17 protein-coding genes and 1 pseudogene are annotated in these 17,927 nt (G+C 66.5%); 8 read left to right on the forward strand and 10 right to left on the reverse strand.

Annotated features, from left to right (window positions below; genetic code table 11):
- The first annotated feature begins 40 nt into the window (after nucleotides 1-40).
- Nucleotides 41-709: a GntR family transcriptional regulator gene (locus QN358_RS14795; RefSeq protein ID WP_136641538.1), complete on the forward strand. Its 669-nt coding sequence runs from the start codon at nucleotides 41-43 to the stop codon at nucleotides 707-709.
- 11 nt (nucleotides 710-720) lie between these two features.
- On the opposite strand, the gene QN358_RS14800 is transcribed toward QN358_RS14795, so the two are convergent.
- On the reverse strand, nucleotides 721-1,224 hold the full coding sequence (locus QN358_RS14800) for a DUF427 domain-containing protein (protein ID WP_136641537.1): 504 nt from the start codon (nucleotides 1,222-1,224) through the stop codon (nucleotides 721-723).
- A 39-nt stretch (nucleotides 1,225-1,263) separates the two neighbouring features.
- Nucleotides 1,264-1,782 (reverse strand): GNAT family N-acetyltransferase, encoded by a 519-nt coding sequence (locus tag QN358_RS14805; protein ID WP_161580369.1) that lies wholly within the window; start codon nucleotides 1,780-1,782, stop codon nucleotides 1,264-1,266.
- 130 nt (nucleotides 1,783-1,912) lie between these two features.
- Here QN358_RS14805 and QN358_RS14810 point away from each other — a divergent pair, with 130 nt between their 5' ends.
- Nucleotides 1,913-2,473, forward strand: a complete 561-nt coding sequence (locus tag QN358_RS14810; RefSeq protein ID WP_136641535.1) for a TIGR03086 family metal-binding protein — start codon at nucleotides 1,913-1,915, stop codon at nucleotides 2,471-2,473.
- 31 nt (nucleotides 2,474-2,504) lie between these two features.
- Nucleotides 2,505-3,458, forward strand: coding sequence for an SDR family oxidoreductase (locus tag QN358_RS14815; protein ID WP_136641534.1), 954 nt, complete (start codon nucleotides 2,505-2,507; stop codon nucleotides 3,456-3,458).
- 19 nt (nucleotides 3,459-3,477) lie between these two features.
- Here QN358_RS14815 and QN358_RS14820 read toward each other — a convergent pair whose 3' ends face one another.
- A complete protein-coding gene (locus tag QN358_RS14820) occupies nucleotides 3,478-4,332 on the reverse strand; it encodes a LysR substrate-binding domain-containing protein (protein WP_136641533.1) in 855 nt (284 codons plus the stop codon).
- A gap of 124 nt (nucleotides 4,333-4,456) precedes the next feature.
- Between QN358_RS14820 and QN358_RS14825 the strand changes: the two genes are divergently transcribed.
- Nucleotides 4,457-5,803 (forward strand): MFS transporter, encoded by a 1,347-nt coding sequence (locus QN358_RS14825; RefSeq protein WP_237280297.1) that lies wholly within the window; start codon nucleotides 4,457-4,459, stop codon nucleotides 5,801-5,803.
- Between the two features lie 7 nt (nucleotides 5,804-5,810).
- A complete protein-coding gene (locus QN358_RS14830) occupies nucleotides 5,811-6,467 on the forward strand; it encodes a DUF1345 domain-containing protein (protein WP_237280296.1) in 657 nt (218 codons plus the stop codon).
- 81 nt (nucleotides 6,468-6,548) lie between these two features.
- Here the strand turns inward: QN358_RS14830 and gatB are convergent, their stop codons facing one another.
- The 6 genes from gatB to mnmA all read right to left on the reverse strand — a co-directional run bounded on the left by gatB (nucleotide 6,549) and on the right by mnmA (nucleotide 14,609).
- A complete protein-coding gene (gene gatB, locus QN358_RS14835) occupies nucleotides 6,549-8,063 on the reverse strand; it encodes an Asp-tRNA(Asn)/Glu-tRNA(Gln) amidotransferase subunit GatB (RefSeq protein WP_136641532.1) in 1,515 nt (504 codons plus the stop codon).
- The gene (gene gatA, locus QN358_RS14840; protein ID WP_136641531.1) at nucleotides 8,063-9,610 is read right to left on the reverse strand and encodes an Asp-tRNA(Asn)/Glu-tRNA(Gln) amidotransferase subunit GatA; all 1,548 of its coding nucleotides are present in this window, start codon (nucleotides 9,608-9,610) and stop codon (nucleotides 8,063-8,065) included. Before gatA ends, gatB begins: the two co-directional genes overlap by 1 nt.
- Entirely contained in the window at nucleotides 9,607-9,897 is a 291-nt protein-coding gene (gene gatC / locus QN358_RS14845; RefSeq protein WP_323512828.1) for an Asp-tRNA(Asn)/Glu-tRNA(Gln) amidotransferase subunit GatC, read from the reverse strand. The genes gatA and gatC overlap by 4 nt, the downstream gene beginning before the upstream one ends.
- A gap of 304 nt (nucleotides 9,898-10,201) precedes the next feature.
- The gene (locus QN358_RS14850) at nucleotides 10,202-10,984 is read right to left on the reverse strand and encodes a hypothetical protein (protein ID WP_136641529.1); all 783 of its coding nucleotides are present in this window, start codon (nucleotides 10,982-10,984) and stop codon (nucleotides 10,202-10,204) included.
- Nucleotides 10,985-11,106: 122 nt separating this feature from the next.
- Nucleotides 11,107-13,440 (reverse strand): NAD-dependent DNA ligase LigA, encoded by a 2,334-nt coding sequence (ligA, locus tag QN358_RS14855; protein ID WP_136641528.1) that lies wholly within the window; start codon nucleotides 13,438-13,440, stop codon nucleotides 11,107-11,109.
- An 11-nt stretch (nucleotides 13,441-13,451) separates the two neighbouring features.
- The gene (gene mnmA / locus QN358_RS14860; protein WP_136641527.1) at nucleotides 13,452-14,609 is read right to left on the reverse strand and encodes a tRNA 2-thiouridine(34) synthase MnmA; all 1,158 of its coding nucleotides are present in this window, start codon (nucleotides 14,607-14,609) and stop codon (nucleotides 13,452-13,454) included.
- A gap of 127 nt (nucleotides 14,610-14,736) precedes the next feature.
- On the opposite strand from mnmA, the gene QN358_RS14865 reads away from it, so the two are divergent.
- From QN358_RS14865 to QN358_RS18895, 3 genes are all read left to right on the forward strand, one after another.
- Nucleotides 14,737-15,732: an endonuclease/exonuclease/phosphatase family protein gene (locus QN358_RS14865; protein ID WP_323512827.1), complete on the forward strand. Its 996-nt coding sequence runs from the start codon at nucleotides 14,737-14,739 to the stop codon at nucleotides 15,730-15,732.
- A gap of 71 nt (nucleotides 15,733-15,803) precedes the next feature.
- Nucleotides 15,804-16,400, forward strand: a complete 597-nt coding sequence (locus QN358_RS18890; protein ID WP_416352003.1) for a helicase HerA-like domain-containing protein — start codon at nucleotides 15,804-15,806, stop codon at nucleotides 16,398-16,400.
- Nucleotides 16,401-16,421: 21 nt separating this feature from the next.
- Entirely contained in the window at nucleotides 16,422-17,093 is a 672-nt protein-coding gene (locus tag QN358_RS18895; RefSeq protein ID WP_416352004.1) for a helicase HerA-like domain-containing protein, read from the forward strand.
- Nucleotides 17,094-17,156: 63 nt separating this feature from the next.
- Here QN358_RS18895 and QN358_RS14875 read toward each other — a convergent pair.
- Nucleotides 17,157-17,906: pseudogene (locus tag QN358_RS14875) on the reverse strand (cysteine desulfurase family protein); the annotation flags it as partial.
- Between the last annotated feature and the right edge of the window lie 21 nt (nucleotides 17,907-17,927).

The raw sequence follows: 17,927 nt of genomic DNA on the forward strand, positions 1-17,927 counted from the left end.
TATACCAAATCGGTATACCACATCGACTAGACTGGGAGGCATGACCGACACGTCGCAGACCGCCGTCATCTACGAACGGCTTCGGGCGGGCATCCTGAGCCTCGATATGACTCCGGGCGAGCGGCTCACCGAACGCGGGCTCGAAACCGAACTCTCGGCCTCACGCACCCCCGTGCGTGCCGCGCTGACCCGTCTTGAAGCCGAGGGCCTCATGCAGCGTGACGGCAGAGGGTGGATGGTCGCGCCCATCGACCTCGCTGAGACCCGCGACCTGCTCGAGTACCGCGAGATCATCGAGGCCGCCGCCATCGGGCTCGCCATCTCGAGGGCCACGGATGCCGAACTCGCCTCGCTCGACCTCATGCTCGAGGCGGTCGACCCGTCGGGGCCGGGCGAGGAGGTGCTGCGAGCGGGCACCGACTTTCATGTCGAGGTCGCCCGGCTGTCACAGAACCCGTTTCTCGTCGCCGCGGCCACGGGGTCGATGACCCGGCTTGCCCGCACCCGCTGGCTCGAGGTGCAGACCGAGGCATCGCGGGCGCACTCCAGAGACGGACACCGGGCGATCGTGGCCGCGATGCGGCAGCGTGATGCCCTCACGGCCGAGCGGCTCGCCGTGGAGCACATCAGGCAGACCAGGGAGCACCTGCTGGCGACGCTGGAGGCCGAGAGGCGCCGATTACGGGCGCGCGGGTTCGCGGTGGTGTGAGTCGTGCTGCATCACCAGCCGAGCGTGCCGGGCGCTCCTTTGAAGGGGCCGACGACGCGCGAGGTGATCCAACCGCCGTAGAAGTCGCCCTCCTGGCTCGTCACGACCTCGCCGTCGACGGTGCACTGCTGCATGGCCGACGGATACACCGCCACCCGCCCGGCGAGCACCTCGTAACCCGGCGACGGGTCGGGGTAGTACCAGGCTGCCGAGGCTGCCGTCTGCGAGCCACCGTGTACCGAGAGATAGCCCGCGAGTCCCTTGAACTCGCAGAATGACTGGCCAGGGGCATCCGACAGTGCCCCCGGGCGAAACGCCGCCACGGGCAGGTAGTAGACGGGCGGATGGCTCGTCTCGAGTATGCGTACCGAGTCGGTGGTGTCGACGATGCTCTCGCCGCCCAACACGATGACGATGCGTTCGGCGGATGGTTCGGCGCGGGGCGGGCGCGGGTACTCCCACACCGACTCTTGACCGGGGCCCGGCACCTCACGTGTGATCTGCGTGCGTTTCATGCTGCGACGCTAGCCGCCGTGCCCGAATGGCGGCTGTGCTTATGCCTGCGCCTGGCTGGGCAGCGGCGCCTCGAGCATCGCGACGATGACGGTGCCACCCTTCGTGGCCTGCTGGCCGATCTCGGTGAACCCGAGCCGGCCGTGAAAACGCATCGAACCCGGGTTCGGCGGCTCGACGTTCACCTCGCAGAACACGCGGTGCTGGCCTGCGGCTCGAGCCGCCTCGAAGACCGCGGCGTAGAGCAGCTGGCCGATGCCGTGGCCGCGCGCGCCGTCGGCTACAACAATGCGGTCGACGTAGAGAAAGTCTTTCGTCCGCTTGGAAAACCAGCGGTAGTTCTCGCTTTCGTACGGCGCATCGGCAAGCATCGCCAGGGCGAAGCCCACGACCTTGGCTGGGGCGTCGTCGTCGACCACTCCGACCGGCAGATGGCTGAGTTCGACAAGTCGGCCGAGAGTCTCCCTCTCGACCTCGTTCACGGCCGGAACGGCAGCGGTATTGAGAGCGAGCAGCTGGGGCAGGTCATCCGGTGTCAACGCACGGGTTTGAAGGGGCACGAGACGACCGTACACGCCGCGGCGAGACTCCTGCACAATAGCCGCACTGCGCGCGTTGTGCACAGGGAGGGACTCAGGAATGGATGATCGCACCAGAAGCTTTACTCTTGTGAAGACCCGAGGAGAACCCATGACCACCGACTGGATTAGCCTCCACGAAACCGCCCACGCCGAGTTCGGCGACCGCCTGTCGGCTGTCACTGACTGGTCAGCGCCCACGCCCGACACCGAGTGGAACATCCACCAGCTCGTGCAGCACGTCGTCGAAGAGCAACAGTGGGTGCCACTGCTGCTCGAGGGGCGCACCGTGCGCCAGGCTCAGGCGCTCATCCGCCCGCTCGGCGATGACCTCATCGCCGAATGGCACCGCTACTCTGCCGCCGCCACCTCGGCGTGGAGCAAGGCCGACCCCGAATCGCCGGTGCACGTGTCGTACGCGACGATCCCCGCGCGCGACTACCTGCGAGAGCAGGTCTCTGACGTCACGATCCACACGTGGGATCTGGCGCGCGCCACCGCCACGAGCGACACCCTCGACCCGGCTCTCGTCGAGGCGGTCTACACCGTCTTCGAGCCGCAGAAAGACACGCTCGAGGCGAGCGGGCTGTTCGCTTCACCCGTTCCGGTGCCGGCTGACGCTCCCCTGCAGTCTCGACTGCTTGCCCTCACCGGGCGCGACGACCGCGTCTGACGAGAGAGAAGAAGAAGAAGGCGAGACGACCATGGCAGCAGTAGAACCCGACATCACCCTTCCCGACCTCACGGGCGTTCGCGCGCTCGTGACGGGCGGAAATTCGGGGCTTGGTTTCGCCACCGCGGCGCGGCTGCTGGGCGCCGGCGCCGACGTCGTCATCACCGCCCGCAACCCCGACAAAGGCGCTGCCGCGCTTGCCCGCCTGCAGCAGACTCCGAATGCCAGCGAGGCCGGGCGCGGCAGGGTCACCCTGGCAGCGCTCGACCTGGCGAATCTGGGGTCGATCGAGCGCCTGGCAGACGAGATTGTCGGCAACGGGCATCCGCTCGACCTGCTGTTCAACAATGCGGGCGTCATGGCTGTTCCCCGGCGTACCCTCACCGATGACGGCTTCGAGCTGCAGTTCGGCACGAACCATCTGGGCCATTTTGCCCTGACCGGTCGGCTGCTACCGGCGCTGCTGCGCTCTGACCGGGCACGCGTCGTCACCATGTCGAGCATCATGCACTGGTTCGGTCGTCTCGACTTCGACGATCTGCAGAGCGAGAACCACTACAACGCCTGGATCGTCTATGCCCGTTCGAAGCTCGCCAACCTGATGTTCGCGAAAGAGTTCGCCAGGCGCAGCAAGGCCAACGGCTGGCAGATCGTGAGCGCAGCCGCGCACCCCGGGTTCAGCCGTACCAATCTGCAGTCGGCGGGCCCGAACCTCGGCCGCGCGAAGCCCTCGGCACTGTCGAAACGCATGAGTTCGCTGCCGGGCATGACGCAGTCAGCCGAGGCGGGTGCCCTGCCCGAACTGTTCGCGGCGACAAGCCCCGAGGTTCTGGGCGGCGACTACTTCGGCCCCGCGGGTTTTCTCGAGCTCACCGGCGCGCCCACCTTCGCCCACTTCGCCAAACGCGCCGAAACCGAGCGCCCCGGCGCGCACCTCTGGGCCGCCTCAGAGAACCTCACGGGCGTGCACTTCCCCACCGACTGACCCGCTGCCTCGGCACCGTTCACGCTGCCCAGTTCAGCGCGCGACCCATGATCGCCGTCGTCAGCGCCGCGATCGGCTCGGCCGACGCCGCCGGGTTCGCGAGCAGCCTGAAGTCGACGTGCCCGAGCTCTGGCAGCCCGAACCGCGGCCCCACAATGACGAGATCGTCAGGAATCAGCGACTGCGGGAACACCGCGATTCCAAGCCCCGCTCGCACCGCCGCGAGCATTCCGTTCACCTCGCGGGTGTTGCACGTGATGCGCCACGTGCGCCCGGCCGCCTCCAGCGCGTCGATGGCACTCTGCCGACTGATGCTCGGCGCCTGGTAGGCGATCAGCGGCACCGGCGCACCCGGTTCGACCAGCGTCTTCTCCTGCCCCACCCACACCAGATCGTCGCGCCGCACAAGCGAGCCCTCATCTGAATCAGACATCTGTTTGATGAAGATCAGGTCGAGCTGACCGCTCTTCAGCCGCCGGTACAGCGGCGTGCTCTGGTTGACCGTCAGTTCGAGGTTGATCTGCGGGTAGAGCTGCCTGAAATGGCGCAGGATGCGCGGCAACTGTGTGATCGCGAGGTCGTCGGCCGCCCCGAACCTCAGCCGCCCCCGCATCGCCGATCCGGAGAAATACGCCGACGCCGCCGAGTGCGCCGCAAGAATCGTGCGCGCGAACCCCGCCATCGCGTCACCGTTGTCGGTCATTCGTACATCACGGGTGTCGCGCGCCACCAACACACGGCCCGCGGCCTGTTCGAGTTTGCGAATGTGCTGGCTGACGGTGGGTTGGCTGATGCCGAGCCGCTGGGCGGCGCCCGTGAAACTGTGGGTTTCGACCACCGCGAGGAAGGTTCTGAGCAGCACAGGATCGAACATCCATTGTCCTTGCATTCGAAAACGTAATACGAGTAATAGCCTCAATTTACCTCAACAATGGGCGCCAGGCCGATAACTTCGAAGAACAAGACAATTACTGCGCAACAGATTTCAGGTTCTTCTCGTGTCTCCCTCAGCTTCGCCGGCAACAGCGCCGATCACCGTCATTCACCACCGCCCACCGTGGCGCGACACCCTGGTGTCACTGCGAGTGCGCAACTACCGCATCTTCACCCTGTCGAACATGGTCTCGATGACCGGCACCTGGATGCAACGCATCGCTCAGGATTGGCTCGTTCTCGAACTCTCGGGCAGCGTCGCCGCCGTGGGAATCACCGTGGCCATGCAGTTCGCCCCCATGCTGCTGTTCGGCCTGTTCGGCGGCGTCTTCGTCGACCGCCACTCGCGGCGCACCATTCTGCTTTTCACACAGCTGGCGAGCTTCGTGCTGGCCGCCGCACTCGCGGCGCTCACCCTGAGCGGCGGCGTGCAGGTGTGGCACGTCTATGTCATCGCCTTCCTGCTCGGTTCGGTGACCGTGTTCGACAACCCCGCGCGCCAGGTGTTCGTCACCGAGCTGGTGGGCCCGAAGCTCCTGCACAACGCCATCAGCGTGAATTCATCGGTGTTCCAGTTGGGCGGGCTCATCGGCCCCGCCCTCAGCGGTCTGCTACTAGTGGCGGTGGGCGCCGGATGGTCGTTTGCCCTCAACGCCGTCAGCTGTCTGTTCGTCGTAGCCGCGTTGCTGCTGCTGCGCCCCTCCGAGTTGCACCGCACCACGCCGGCAGTGCGCGCCAAGGGGCAATTGCGTGAGGGGCTGCGGTACGTGGCATCCAAGCCCGCCATCTTCTGGACCGTCGCCATGATCGCCGTCATGTCGCTCTTCACCTTCTCGATGCCCGTGCTTCTGGCCGCGTACGCCCGAGACGTGTTCAACGCGGGCGCGGGCGGGTATGGGTTGTTCAACACACTGATGGCCGTCGGAGCCTTCGCCGGAGCAATCGCCTCGACCCGGCGCCTGGGAATTCATCTTCGCACGGTCATTGGAGCCGCCGCCGTGCTGGGCGGCTTGCAGGCAGTGGTGGCGTTCATGCCGAACCAGGTGTTCTTCTCGGTGGTGCTCGTCGGCGTGGGCTTCGCAAACCTTCTGTTCATCACGGGCGCGAACTCGCTCGTGCAGCTCTCGTCGAACATGGGCGTGCGTGGCCGCGTGATGTCGGTGTATGTGATGGTGCTGCTCGGCGGGCAGGCCATCGGAGGCGTGCTGATGGGCTGGATCGTCGAAACCTACGGCGCCCACGTGGGCATGGCCATCTCGGGACTGATGCCGGTGCTGGCCGCTGGCGTCATCGCCATGATCCTGCTGCGGCAGGGCCGGATGCGTGTACGCGTCACCCTGCGCTCTGCACCGCGGTTCATCACGATTGTTCCGCGCGCCGACGAGGAGTCACGGCAGTCGTTCGTGGCATGATCCTGAGGTGAACACTCCCTCTCAACTGCCGGTCACGCACCGCTCCGTCTCTCGTGTGCTGGTGATGCTTGTCATCGGCCTTCTCTTCGGCTTGGGCGCCGGCGCGCTCGGCTACTGGTCGGGCGCGGTTGTCGTCGGCTGGATCGCAGCTTCACTGACCTATCTGGTGTGGGTGTGGGCTCGCGTGCATCATTTGTCACCGGAACAGACGGCGAGCCACGCCACGCGCGAAGATCCCTCGCGGCCCGTCGCCGAAGTTCTCATCCTGCTCGCCAGCGTTGCGAGCATCGGCGCGGTGGTGATTGTGCTGCTGGGTTCGAGCGATCAGAGTGGCGCAGAGAGATTCGGCGCCGGGGCACTCGGGCTGGTCAGCCTCGCCCTGTCGTGGACGCTCGTGCACACGCTGTACACACTGCGCTACGCCTCGCTCTTCTACCGAGGGTCTGACGGCGGCGTCGACTTCAACCAGAAGGAGTCGCCGCGGTACAGCGATTTCGCGTATGTCGCATTCACCATCGGAATGACATACCAGGTCTCTGACACGACATTCCAATCGAGCGACTTTCGTTCGACCGCCCTCCGGCACGCCTTGCTGTCATACGTGTTCGGAGCCGTCATTCTCGCGGCCACCATCAATCTGGTGGCGGGGCTCGCCGGCAAATAGGCGTCGCGGCCCGACCGTCGAAACAGTCGGGCCGCGAACCGGCCCAGGCCCTGCGACTACCCTCTACCGATACGCCCTTGTTCAGGCGTTCGCGCGCTCGAGCACCAGTTCGCGTACCCGGGCGGCGTCGGCCTGGCCCTTCATGGCCTTCATGACCGCACCGATCACGGCGCCGGCCGCCTGAACTTTGCCGTCGCGAATCTTGGCCAGAACATCCGGTTGCGATGCCAGCGCCTCGTCGATCGCCACGATCAGCGCCCCGTCGTCGGAGACCACTGCGAGGCCACGGCTCGCCACGACCTCGTCGGGCGTGCCCTCTCCCTCGATCACGCCGTCGAGAACCTGGCGGGCCAGCCGATCGGTGAGCGTTCCCGCGTCGACGAGCGCCACAAGCTCAGACACATGGAGCGGCGAGACCAGGCTCGACGCGTCGACACCGCGCACGTTGGCGACGCGAGCGATCTCGCCGGTCCACCACTTGCGCGCGGACTGGGCGGATGCCCCCGCGGCCGTCGTGGCAACGATCTCGTTCAGCAGGCCAGAGTTCACGACGTCTTGAAACTCGAGATCCGTGAAACCCCAGTCGGCCTTGAGCCGACGACGTCGAAGCGCCGGGGCTTCGGGCAGGGCGGCGCGAAGCTCTTCGATCAGCTCGGCGCTCGGTTCGACGGGCAGCAGGTCGGGCTCCGGAAAGTACCGGTAGTCGTCGGCGTCGCTCTTCGGGCGCCCGGCAGAGGTCTCACCGGTGTCTTCGTGCCAGTGGCGGGTCTCCTGCGTGATGGTTCCGCCCTTGGCCAGAATGGCCGCCTGGCGCTGGATCTCGTAGCGAATGGCCCGCTCGACCGAGCGCAGCGAGTTCACGTTCTTGGTCTCGGTGCGGGTGCCGAGCTTTGCCGGCGGCTCCCCCGGCGCAGTACGCGGGCGCAGCGAGATATTCGCGTCGCAGCGCAGGTTTCCGCGCTCCATCTTGGCATCTGAGATGCCGAGCGACACCACGATGTCGCGAATGGTCGACACGTAGGCCTTCGCAAGCTCAGGCGCGTCGCTTTCGGCTCCGTAGATGATGTCAGTGACAATTTCGACCAGCGGAACACCGGCACGGTTGTAGTCGACCAGCGAATACTCTGCACCCTGGATGCGGCCGGTGGCCCCACCCACGTGCGTCAGCTTGCCCGCGTCTTCCTCCATGTGCGCGCGCTCGATCGGCACCGTGAAGAGGCGCCCGTCGGGCAACTCGACCTCGACCGATCCGCTGAACGCGATGGGCTCGTCGAACTGGCTGATCTGGTAGTTCTTCGCCAGGTCGGGGTAGAAGTAGTTCTTGCGAGCGAACCGCGATGAGGGTGCGATCGAGCATCCGAGAGCCAGCCCCAGGCTGATCGAGTACTTCACGGCCTGCTCGTTCACGACGGGCAGCGAACCCGGCAGGCCGAGGTCGACCGGCGTCACGTTCGTGTTCGGCTCGCCGCCGAAGAAGTTCGGGGCGTCAGAGAACATCTTCGTCTTGGTGTTGAGCTCGACATGCACCTCGAAGCCGAGCACAGGCTCGAACATCTCGATGGCCTTGTCGTACGGCATCAGTTCAGCTTTGGCCATCAGACGGCACCTTCTTCAGACGCGAACATTTCTTGTGGTGCCAGATCGGGCGCCTGGCTGAGCAGGGTGTGACCCCATTTGTCTTCGAGCAGCGCCTCGAGGGTTGCACCGAGTTTGTAGAGCCGGGCATCCTCACGGGCCGGGGCCATGAACTGGATGCCCACCGGCAGCCCGTCTTCAGGAGCAAGCCCTACGGGCAGGCTGATGCCGGGCACGCCCGCCAGGTTGGCCGGAATCGTGGTGAGGTCGTTCAGGTACATCGCGAGCGGGTCGTCGAGCTTCTCGCCGAGCTTGAACGCCGTGGTCGGGGCACTGGGGCTCACCAGCACGTCGACGTCGGCGAACACGCGGGCGAAGTCGCGCTGGATGAGCGTGCGCACCTTCTGGGCCGAGCCGTAATACGCGTCATAGTAGCCGGCGCTGAGCGCGTAGGTGCCGAGGATGATGCGGCGCTTCACCTCGGGGCCGAACCCGGCCTCGCGGGTGGCCGACATGACGTCTTCGACGGTTCCGCCGCCCACCGGGTTCACCCGAAGCCCGAAGCGCACCGAGTCGAACTTCGCCAGGTTGCTCGACGCTTCGGCGGGCAGAATGAGGTAGTAGGCCGAGATCGCGTACTCGAAACTCGGAGTACTGACCTCCACGACCTCGGCGCCGGCGGCGGTCAGCAACTCGACGGCCTCCTGGAAGCGCTGCGTGACGCCGGCCTGGAAACCGTCGCCCTGCAGCTCTTTTACGATGCCGATCGTGAGGCCCTTCAAGCTGCGCGTGGCGGCACCCTCGCGAGCCGCAGCGGCGAAGCTCGGCCACTCGTCGCGAAGGCTCGTCGAGTCGCGCGGGTCGTGCCCGCCGATGACGTCGTGCAGCAGCGCCGAGTCGAGAACCGTGCGGCTCACCGGCCCGACCTGGTCGAGGCTCGACGCCAGCGCGATGGCGCCGTAGCGACTCACCCCACCGTAGGTGGGCTTCATACCGACCGAGCCCGTGAGGGCTGCGGGCTGGCGGATGGAGCCGCCGGTGTCGCTGCCGAGCGCCAGCGGCGCCTCGAACGCCGCGACTGCGGCCGCGCTGCCACCGCCCGAACCACCGGGGATGCGATCGAGATCCCACGGGTTGTGGGTGGGGCCGTACGCGGAGTGTTCGGTGGAGGAGCCCATGGCAAACTCGTCCATGTTGGTCTTGCCGAGCGGCACAAGGCCGGCCGCGCGCAGCCGCTTCACAACGGTGGCGTCGTACGGCGGCACCCAGCCTTCAAGAATCTTCGAGCCGGCGGTCGACGGCATGTCGATCGTGCACAGAACGTCTTTGATGGCGATCGGTACTCCAGCGAGGGGGCCGAGCTTCTCCCCGTCGGCGCGGCGCGCGTCGATGGCTTTCGCTGTGGCACGTGCAGCGTCGGCCGCGACGTGTAGAAAGGCGTGCACGTCGGGCTCGACGGCCTCAATGCGGTTCAGGTGGGCATCCGTGGCCTCGGCGCTCGACACCTCGCCGCTCGTCAGCTTCTCGGCGAGGTTCGACGCGCTCAGGCGGGTCAGGTCGTGACTCACTGCTCTTCTCCCAGAATTGCTGAGACGCGGAAGCGGCTGCCGTCGTGCTCGGGCGCCCCCGAGAGCGCCTGCTCCTGCGTGAGGGTCTCGCCGACGACGTCGGGGCGGTACACGTTCGTGAGGGGAATCGGGTGGCTCGTCGCCGGAACGTCAGGCGTCGCCACCTCGGTGACCTTTGCAACGTTCTCGACGATCGCGGCGAGTTCGACGGTCATCGTTGCGATCTCGGCCGTCGTGAGGTTGATGCGGGCGAGGTTCGCGAGGTGCGCCACCTGCTCGGTGGTGATCTCACCGGGGCCGTTGCTGCCGCCGTTGCCGTTGCTGTTCGCGGCGACCGGCCGGCTGTTGGCGCTCGTCGCCGGGCGGGCGCTCTCGCTTGTGGTCGGGGGTGTTTCAGTAGACATGCGGCTCCGTAATACTCTGCGCTGGTCTGGGCCTCTGCGCTGGTCGGGTCGCGCGCTCGTGGCTGCGACAACCCATCAAGTGTATTCGGTGCGCCGGATGCCCGCCTGCGAGCTTCTCGTCTGCGCGGGGCCGAGCCGCGCGGCCTCCTTGTTGACACACAGATCGGCGAGCCTTCCTAGTCCACGGTCATACGTTGCCTGCCGGGTCAGCCGTCACGGTGCCGTCAGCCCGATCCATCTCCGGCCAGTCGATGGCGAACAGATCGGGGTTACCGGGGTTGCCCTTAATCGGAAACTGCGCGCCCGCGACGACGTGCTCGTAACGCGCCCGGGGAATTCGTTGGCCATTCTTACCGATCAGAGGCGCTAGCCCGGGGTAGGTGATCTGCATGATGACACCGAGCACCGGATCGCCGTTTGGCGCGGTGATGTTGCCGACGCTGAACGTCTGCTGCAGAATCGCCGTGCCGGGCTGACCTGTGCGGAGCATGCTTGCCCCACTCATGGCCCCGCCGACACCAGTGCCACCTTGAGTTCCGCTGGAAGGCAAATTGGCACCCGAGAGGCCACCGCCCGGCAGACCAACACCAGACGATCCGGCGTTGGGGATGATGTTCTCGAAATCTATGGCGAGCCTCCCTGGGTTGTTCGCATCGACTTTCACGAACACGGTGGACCCTGGAATGATCGCCCCCACAAGCAGGTACGGCACGGTCTGGTTGGTGACGATCGAGTACGCTTCCCGACCCGGCACCGCCACCTCGAGCTGAAACGAGATGATCGGATTGTTCTGAGTGTTGCCGTAACCGACATTCATCGTCGACATGCTCTGCACCGTGGCTGTGCCGTCGATGCCGCTTGCACGAAGATCGGGGGGCATGACCCGCGGTGTACCCACCGCCGAGAGACCGAGTGACAGGTTGCTTGCCACCTCACTACCCAGGCCTTTGATCAGATCGCGCAATGACATGGCTGACTCCTCGTTTGCGCAGCGGTCACCGCCCGGGTGGTCGGCTCGATCGTCTGCTGAGTCGAGAATATACGATCATTGCTCACTAAATGCTGTGAGTAATGCTCGCATGCGATTCGGGCCTAGTCAGATGGCTCCTCGGAGACGTCGGGGTCAGGCTCGGCGATCGGCTCGGGCTCGGCCAGGGCGGAGGGGCCCTCGGCGAGGAGAAGGGCAAACTGCTCGGCGTTGATGATGCGGAGGCCAAGGGCCTCGGCCTTGGGGAGCTTGGAGCCGGCGCCAGGGCCAGCAGCCACGAAGTCGGTCTTCTTGCTGACGGAAGAGGCCGCCTTGCCGCCGGCGGCGATGATGGCTTCAAGAGCACCCTCGCGGGTGAACCCTTCGAGGCTGCCGGTGGCGACGATGGTGAGCCCGTCAAGGGTTCCGCCGCCGCTTGTTGCCGCACCGGGGCCGGGATGACCGGGGGTGGTGAACTGCACGCCGGCGGCCGCCCAACGGTCGATGATCTCGACGTGCCAATCGACGGCAAACCAGTCGATGAGTGCGTCGGCGATGATGCCGCCCACACCGTCGACCGCCGCCAACTCGTCGCGGGTTGCGGCGCGGATGGCGTCGAGCGAACCGAAGTAGTCGGCGAGGGCGCGGGCGGCGACCGGGCCGACGTGGCGAATGCTGAGGGCGACGAGAATGCGCCACAGTGGGCTCGTCTTTGCCTTGCCGATGTTCTCGATGAGCTTGATGGCGTTGCTGGATGGAACGAAGAACTCGTCTCCGTCGAACGAAGTGGTCACCTCGGCCGAATGCGGCAGCGCGACGAACGGGCCGTCTCTCTTCTGCCGGCGACGACGGAACGGCGACTCGCGCTTCGGGCTGCCGCTGTCGTCGAGCTTCTCCATGCCGGTCTCCGAGTCGCGCACGACAGTGGTGATCGGAAAGATCTGTTCGACGGTCAGGTCGAACATGCCGGCCTCCGTGACGAGCGGCGGCTCTGCCGGCTCGACCGGCTGAGTGAGAGCGGCTGCGGCTACTTCGCCAAGTACCTCGATGTCGAGGGCACCGCGCGACCCGACGTGCTCCACCCGACCACGAACCTGCGCGGGGCAGCTGCGTGCGTTGGGACAGCGCAGGTCGATGTCGTTCTCTTTCGCCGGAGCCAGCCGGGTGCCGCACTCGGGGCAGAACTCCGGCATGACGAACTCGCGCTCGGTGCCATCTCGCAGTTCGACAACCGGGCCGAGCACCTCGGGGATGACGTCGCCGGCCTTTCGCAGAATCACGGTGTCGCCGATGAGCACGCCCTTGGCCTTCACCACATCTTGGTTGTGGAGAGTGGCCTGCCGCACTTCAGAACCAGCGACGCGTACCTTCTGCATCACCGCGAAGGGAGTGGCTCGGCCGGTGCGACCGACGCTCACAACGATGTCAAGCAGCTTGGTCTGCACCTGCTCGGGCGGGTACTTGTAGGCGATAGCCCACCGCGGAGCACGGCTGGTCGCGCCGAGTTCTTCGTGCAGTGCGAGCTCGTCGACCTTGACGACCACGCCGTCGATCTCGTGCTCAACGCTGTAGCGGTGCTCACCGAAATGCTGGATGAAGTCTGCTGCACCCTGCGCATCGGGCTTCACCTGGTAGTGGGTGCTCGTGGGCAGACCCCACGACTGCAGCAGGTCGTACACCGCCGATTGCGACGCCACGGGAGGGTTGGCCCACGCGCCGATACCGTGCACGAGCATCCGGAGTCGGCCGAGCCTCGCACGCATCAGAGCGAGCTGGTCGGGGTTCTTGCCCTCTGACTTCTGCCGGAGCGACCCGCTTGCCGCGTTACGGGCGTTCGCAAAAATGCGGTCGCCGGCTGCCATCTGTGCAGCGTTCAGTTCATCGAAAGCGGCGACGGGAAAGAAGATCTCGCCGCGCACCTCCATGAGCGCAGGAACCGGCGTCTTGCCTGAAGGCACCAGCCGGGTCGGGATGCCCGGAATGAAGGCCACGTTCTCAGTCACATCTTCGCCCACGACCCCATCACCGCGCGTCGCGGCAGAAACCAATTCACCGTCGATGTAGCGCAGGTTCATGGCGAGCCCGTCGATTTTGAGCTCGCACAGGTAGTGCACCGCACGGCCTGAGTCGCGCTCGACCTTCGTGGCCCACTCGGCGAACTCGTCGAGAGAGAAGACGTTGTCGAGGCTGAGCATGCGTTCGGCGTGCTCGACCGGCGAGAACAGTGTGGTCTCGGCGCGGCCACCGACCGTCTGGGTGGGGCTGTCTTGGCTCTGCAGCTCGGGAAAGAGCCGTTCGAGTTCGCCCAGCCGCTTCAGAAGGCCGTCGTACTCTTCGTCAGACGCAAGCGATGCGTCTTTGTCGTAATAGGCGTCTCGCAGCTCCTGGATGCGTGCCGTGAGACCGGCCCCCTCTGCCGCTGCTTGGTCGAGAGTGAGATCGTCTGCGGTGTCAGCCACGTCAGCTCCGGTCACGCGGTGACAGAGGCGTCGACGGACACTCCGGCAGACGCGTCGACGGGCAGTGCACTGACCGTGCGGTCGATCGTGGTCTGGCCGAGCACCCGGGTGCCGATGTACACGACCGCGGTCTGCCCGGGCGAGACCCCGATGAGGGGCGAGTGCGGCCGGATGACCAGCTCGGGCGACCCGTCGACGCCGTCGAGCACCTGGGCAACCGCCGGCACGGGGTCGGCATGCGCACGAATCTGAACCTCACATTCGAACGCCACGTCAGGATGCTCGGGCGCAAGCCCAGCCCACGTGTAGCGTGAGCCGGCGATCTCGGCGATGGCGAGCGCCTCTTTCGGCCCCACCACAACCGTGTTGGTAGCGGGCTTCACCTCGAGCACGAAGCGCCGGCGACCGTCGTCGGCGAGTGTGCCGAGGTGTAGGCCTCGTCGCTGGCCCACCGTGAAGCTGTGAGCGCCCTCGTGGCTGCCCACGACCGTGCCGTCGCGTTCGACGATGTCACCGGTCGCCGTACCGACTTTGTCGGCCAGCCAACCGCGGGTGTCACCGTCAGGGATGAAGCAGATGTCATGGCTGTCTGGCTTGTTCGCCACGCTGAAACCGCGCTCGGCGGCCTCCGCGCGAACGAGCGCCTTCGACGGCGTCGCGCCGAGGGGAAACATGGAGTGCGCCAGTTGCTGCGCCGTCAGAACACCGAGCACATAGCTCTGGTCTTTCGCCCAGGCACTGGCGCGGTGCAGCTCGCGGTTGCCGTTCTCGTCAGTGAGAATCGTGGCGTAGTGGCCCGTGGCCACGGCGTCGAAACCCAGGTCGAGAGCCTTCTCGAGAAGGGCGGCGAACTTGATGCGCTCGTTGCAGCGCATGCAGGGGTTCGGCGTGCGGCCGGCTGTGTATTCGGCGATGAAGTCGTCGACCACATCGAGCTTGAACCGCTCGGAGAAATCCCACACATAGTAAGGAATGCCGATGATGTTCGCGGCACGCTGCGCGTCGGAGGAGTCTTCGATCGTGCAACAGCCGCGGCTGCCCGTGCGCAGGGTTCCGGGCATACGGCTGAGCGCGAGGTGCACACCGACGACGTCGTGCCCGGCCTCGACCGCTCGTGCTGCGGCCACGGCGGAGTCGACCCCGCCACTCATTGCTGCCAAAACTTTCATGTACCAAGTGTATGAGCCCCCGCTGACACGCGCGCCGGGTTGCCTCATCTGTGCACAACTGCGCGACACGCAACCCTGTGCACAGTTCTGACACCAAAGCCTCAGCCGCGTCGTCGACAATGAAACCATGTCGTTGCTTTCGAGCCCCACGCGCCCGACCCCGGTCGAGCCGCTCGAACGAGCCTCCGGGCGTCGCCCCGGGCATCCGGCGCTTGCCGCAGTCGTCGCAGCTCTCGCCGTCTTTCTCACGCTGATACTCGTGTTTCACCGGGCGATTCCGGATGTCGGCGGGGTGGGGCTCATCATCGACACGATCATCCCGTGGCTCGGCCTTCTCATCGTTCCGCTCGCCGTTCTCGGGCTGGTGGCCCGGCGTCGGTGGAGCCGTGCGGCCGTGCTCGTGCCGGTTTTCGCCTGGGCCCTGCTGTTCGGGTCTGCGACAGTGCCCCTCAGCTGGTCGGCCCCGGCCGCGAACACAGCCGCCGGCACGACCCTCACCGTGGCGAGCCAGAACATCGAGGCATCGTCGTCGACCGGCGACGAATCAGCGCTGACGCTTGCTGCAACCGGCGCCGATGTCATCGCGCTCGAAGAGATGACCGCACCCGACTTCACCACCGTGTCGTCAACGCTGGCCGAGAAATATCCCTATTCGTTCGGGGTGGGCACCGTCGGGCTGTGGAGCAAGTACCCGGTCGTACACGCCCAGCCGCTGCCGCTCGGCCTCGGTTGGAACAGGGCGCTGGCCGCCGATCTCGAAACACCGCAGGGCCTCGTGAGCATCTACGTCATCCATGCCGCGTCGGCCCGCCCCGGCGAGGTCTCCGACCGCGACTCCATGCTGAGCGCTCTAGCTGAGACGCTGCCGCGCGACGAGAACCAGCGCGTCATCGCGGTCGGCGACTTCAACGCCGCCCTCACCGATCGGGCGATGAGCGGCATCGAGGGTCAGCTCAGCGAGGCCAACCAGAGTGGCGGCTTGTTCGGCAACACCTGGCCGTCGAACATGCCGGTCACGCGGCTCGATCACCTCCTGCAACGCGGAATGCAGGTCACCTCCAACACCACCCTCAGCGCCGGCGCCAGCGACCACCGAGCCATTCTCACGGCTCTGAACCTCTGAGACACCAGGCCGGACCAACGCCTATCGCCTATCGCCTATCGCCGCGAATGCCCGCGTTCTAAGCTGGCGACATGACCGATGACGCTCCTCGCCTCGCCCAAGAAGAAGCCGCCGCCGCGGTCGAAGCCGCTCGCCGCGCCCAACAGGTGGCCGAAGCCGCTCTGAAGCGGGCCCAAGACGCCGTCGATACTGCGGCGGTCAACGCCGCAGCCGCTGCCGTCGCCGCCAGCCCCACCCCCGCTGCCAAACTCGGCCCACTCACCCCCGAAGCCGTCGACACCATTCGTGCCGGCTACACCTTTGAAGGAGCAGCCCTCGAGATGGGCGCCCTGGTCAACGGCGACGCCCAGCCGGCTGTTCAGGTGCGCATCCCCCTGGCCATGACGAACCGCCACGGACTGGTCGGAGGCGCCACCGGAACAGGCAAGACCAAAACCCTGCAGGTGCTCGCCGAGCAACTCGCCGCAGCCGGCGTTCCCGTCTTCGCCGCCGACATCAAGGGCGATCTCTCCGGCATCGCCTCCGCAGGCGAATCGAACGAAAAACTTCTCGCCCGCACGCAGGGAATCGGCCAGGACTGGCAATCGACAGCCACCCCGACCGAGTTCTTCAGTCTGGGCGGCATCGGCCGGGGCATCCCACAACCGCCGACGGCCGCGGAATCGTGAGCCTGCTCGAGGTACCGGGCGTTGCCGACAAACCGGCTCTGTTCGACCTTCCTGATGTGGCTGCTCGCCGACCTCTACAACGACCTACCTGAGGTGGGCGACCTCGACAAACCGAAACTCGTGTTCTTCTTCGACGAGGCGCACCTCCTGTTTCGGGGCGCCTCGAAAGACTTTCTCGACTCGATCACCCAGACCGTCCGGCTGATCCGCTCGAAGGGCGTGGGCATCTTCTTCGTCACGCAGACCCCGAAAGACGTGCCGGGTGAGGTTCTCGCACAGCTCGGGTCGCGCATCCAGCATCAGCTCCGCGCGTTCACGCCTGACGACGCGAAAGCCCTGCGCGCCACCGTCTCGACCTACCCGAAGTCAGGGTATGACCTGGCCGAGGTACTGCAGAACCTCGCGACCGGCGAGGCCATCGTTACCGTCATGAACGAGAAAGGCGCCCCGAGCCCCGTCGCCTGGACCCGACGGAGAGCGCCGCAGGGCTCCATGTCGCCGACTCCGGATGCCCAGATCGAGTCGCCCGTCACCGCATCGCCGCTCCTGGCCACGTACGGGCCGCTCGTCGACCGCGAGTCCGCCCGCGAAATGCTCACCGCCAAGCTGAACGCCGCCTCCGAGTCGGCCGCCGCCGCCGCTGACCTTTCAGACGTCTCCGACAGGCGAGACACCACTCGGCTACCCCTGTAGCTGCAGACCCGCACGCCGCGCACGAAGCGACCCGGCACGACGCGCCCCGAGCGGCCGATCGCTCTACGCCACCACCCGGTCGGCGAACCCGGCCTTCGACGCCCGCGCGACCGCCGCCGGCATCGCCCCGACGAGCGCATCCACATCGGCCACCGTCGTGCCGTGCCCGAGCGTCATGCGCAGCGCCCCGCGCGCCTCGAGTTCGGGCACGCCCATCGCGGTCAGCACGTGCGACACCTCAGGAACCCCCGCCTGGCACGCCGACCCAGTTGACACCGAAAACCCCGCAACATCGAGCAGAAAAAGCAGCGAATCGCCCTCGCAGCCAGCAAATGTGAAGTGCGCATTGCCCGGCAGCCGCCCATCGCGCGAAGGGTCGCCGCGCAGCACCGCCTCCGGCACACGGCTCAGGATGCCCGCCACCAGCCGATCGCGAAGCACCGCCAGCTCGTCGCCGAACTCGCTCAGGCCGTGCACGGCGGCACGGGCGGCGGCCGCGAACGCCGCGGCTCCCGCCGCATCCTGCGTACCGGAGCGCCCGCGCTGCTGCCCCCCGCCGTGAATCAGCGGCACCACTTCTGCGCTCCGTGACAGCAGCAGCGCCCCCACCCCCACCGGGCCGCCGATCTTGTGCGCCGACACGCTGAGCGCCGCCACCCCGAGCGCCCGAAAGTCGATCGGAACATATCCATACGCCGACACCGCATCGACGTGAACGGGCACCCCGAACCGCGCAGCCACCGCCGCCAGCTCGGCCACGGGCTGCAGCGTGCCCACCTCATTGTTGGCCCACAGAAAACTGACCAACGCGACATCTGTCTCTTATACACATCT

This window comes from Subtercola sp. RTI3, assembly GCF_035018625.1.
Taxonomy (GTDB): Bacteria; Actinomycetota; Actinomycetes; order Actinomycetales; family Microbacteriaceae; genus Subtercola; species Subtercola vilae.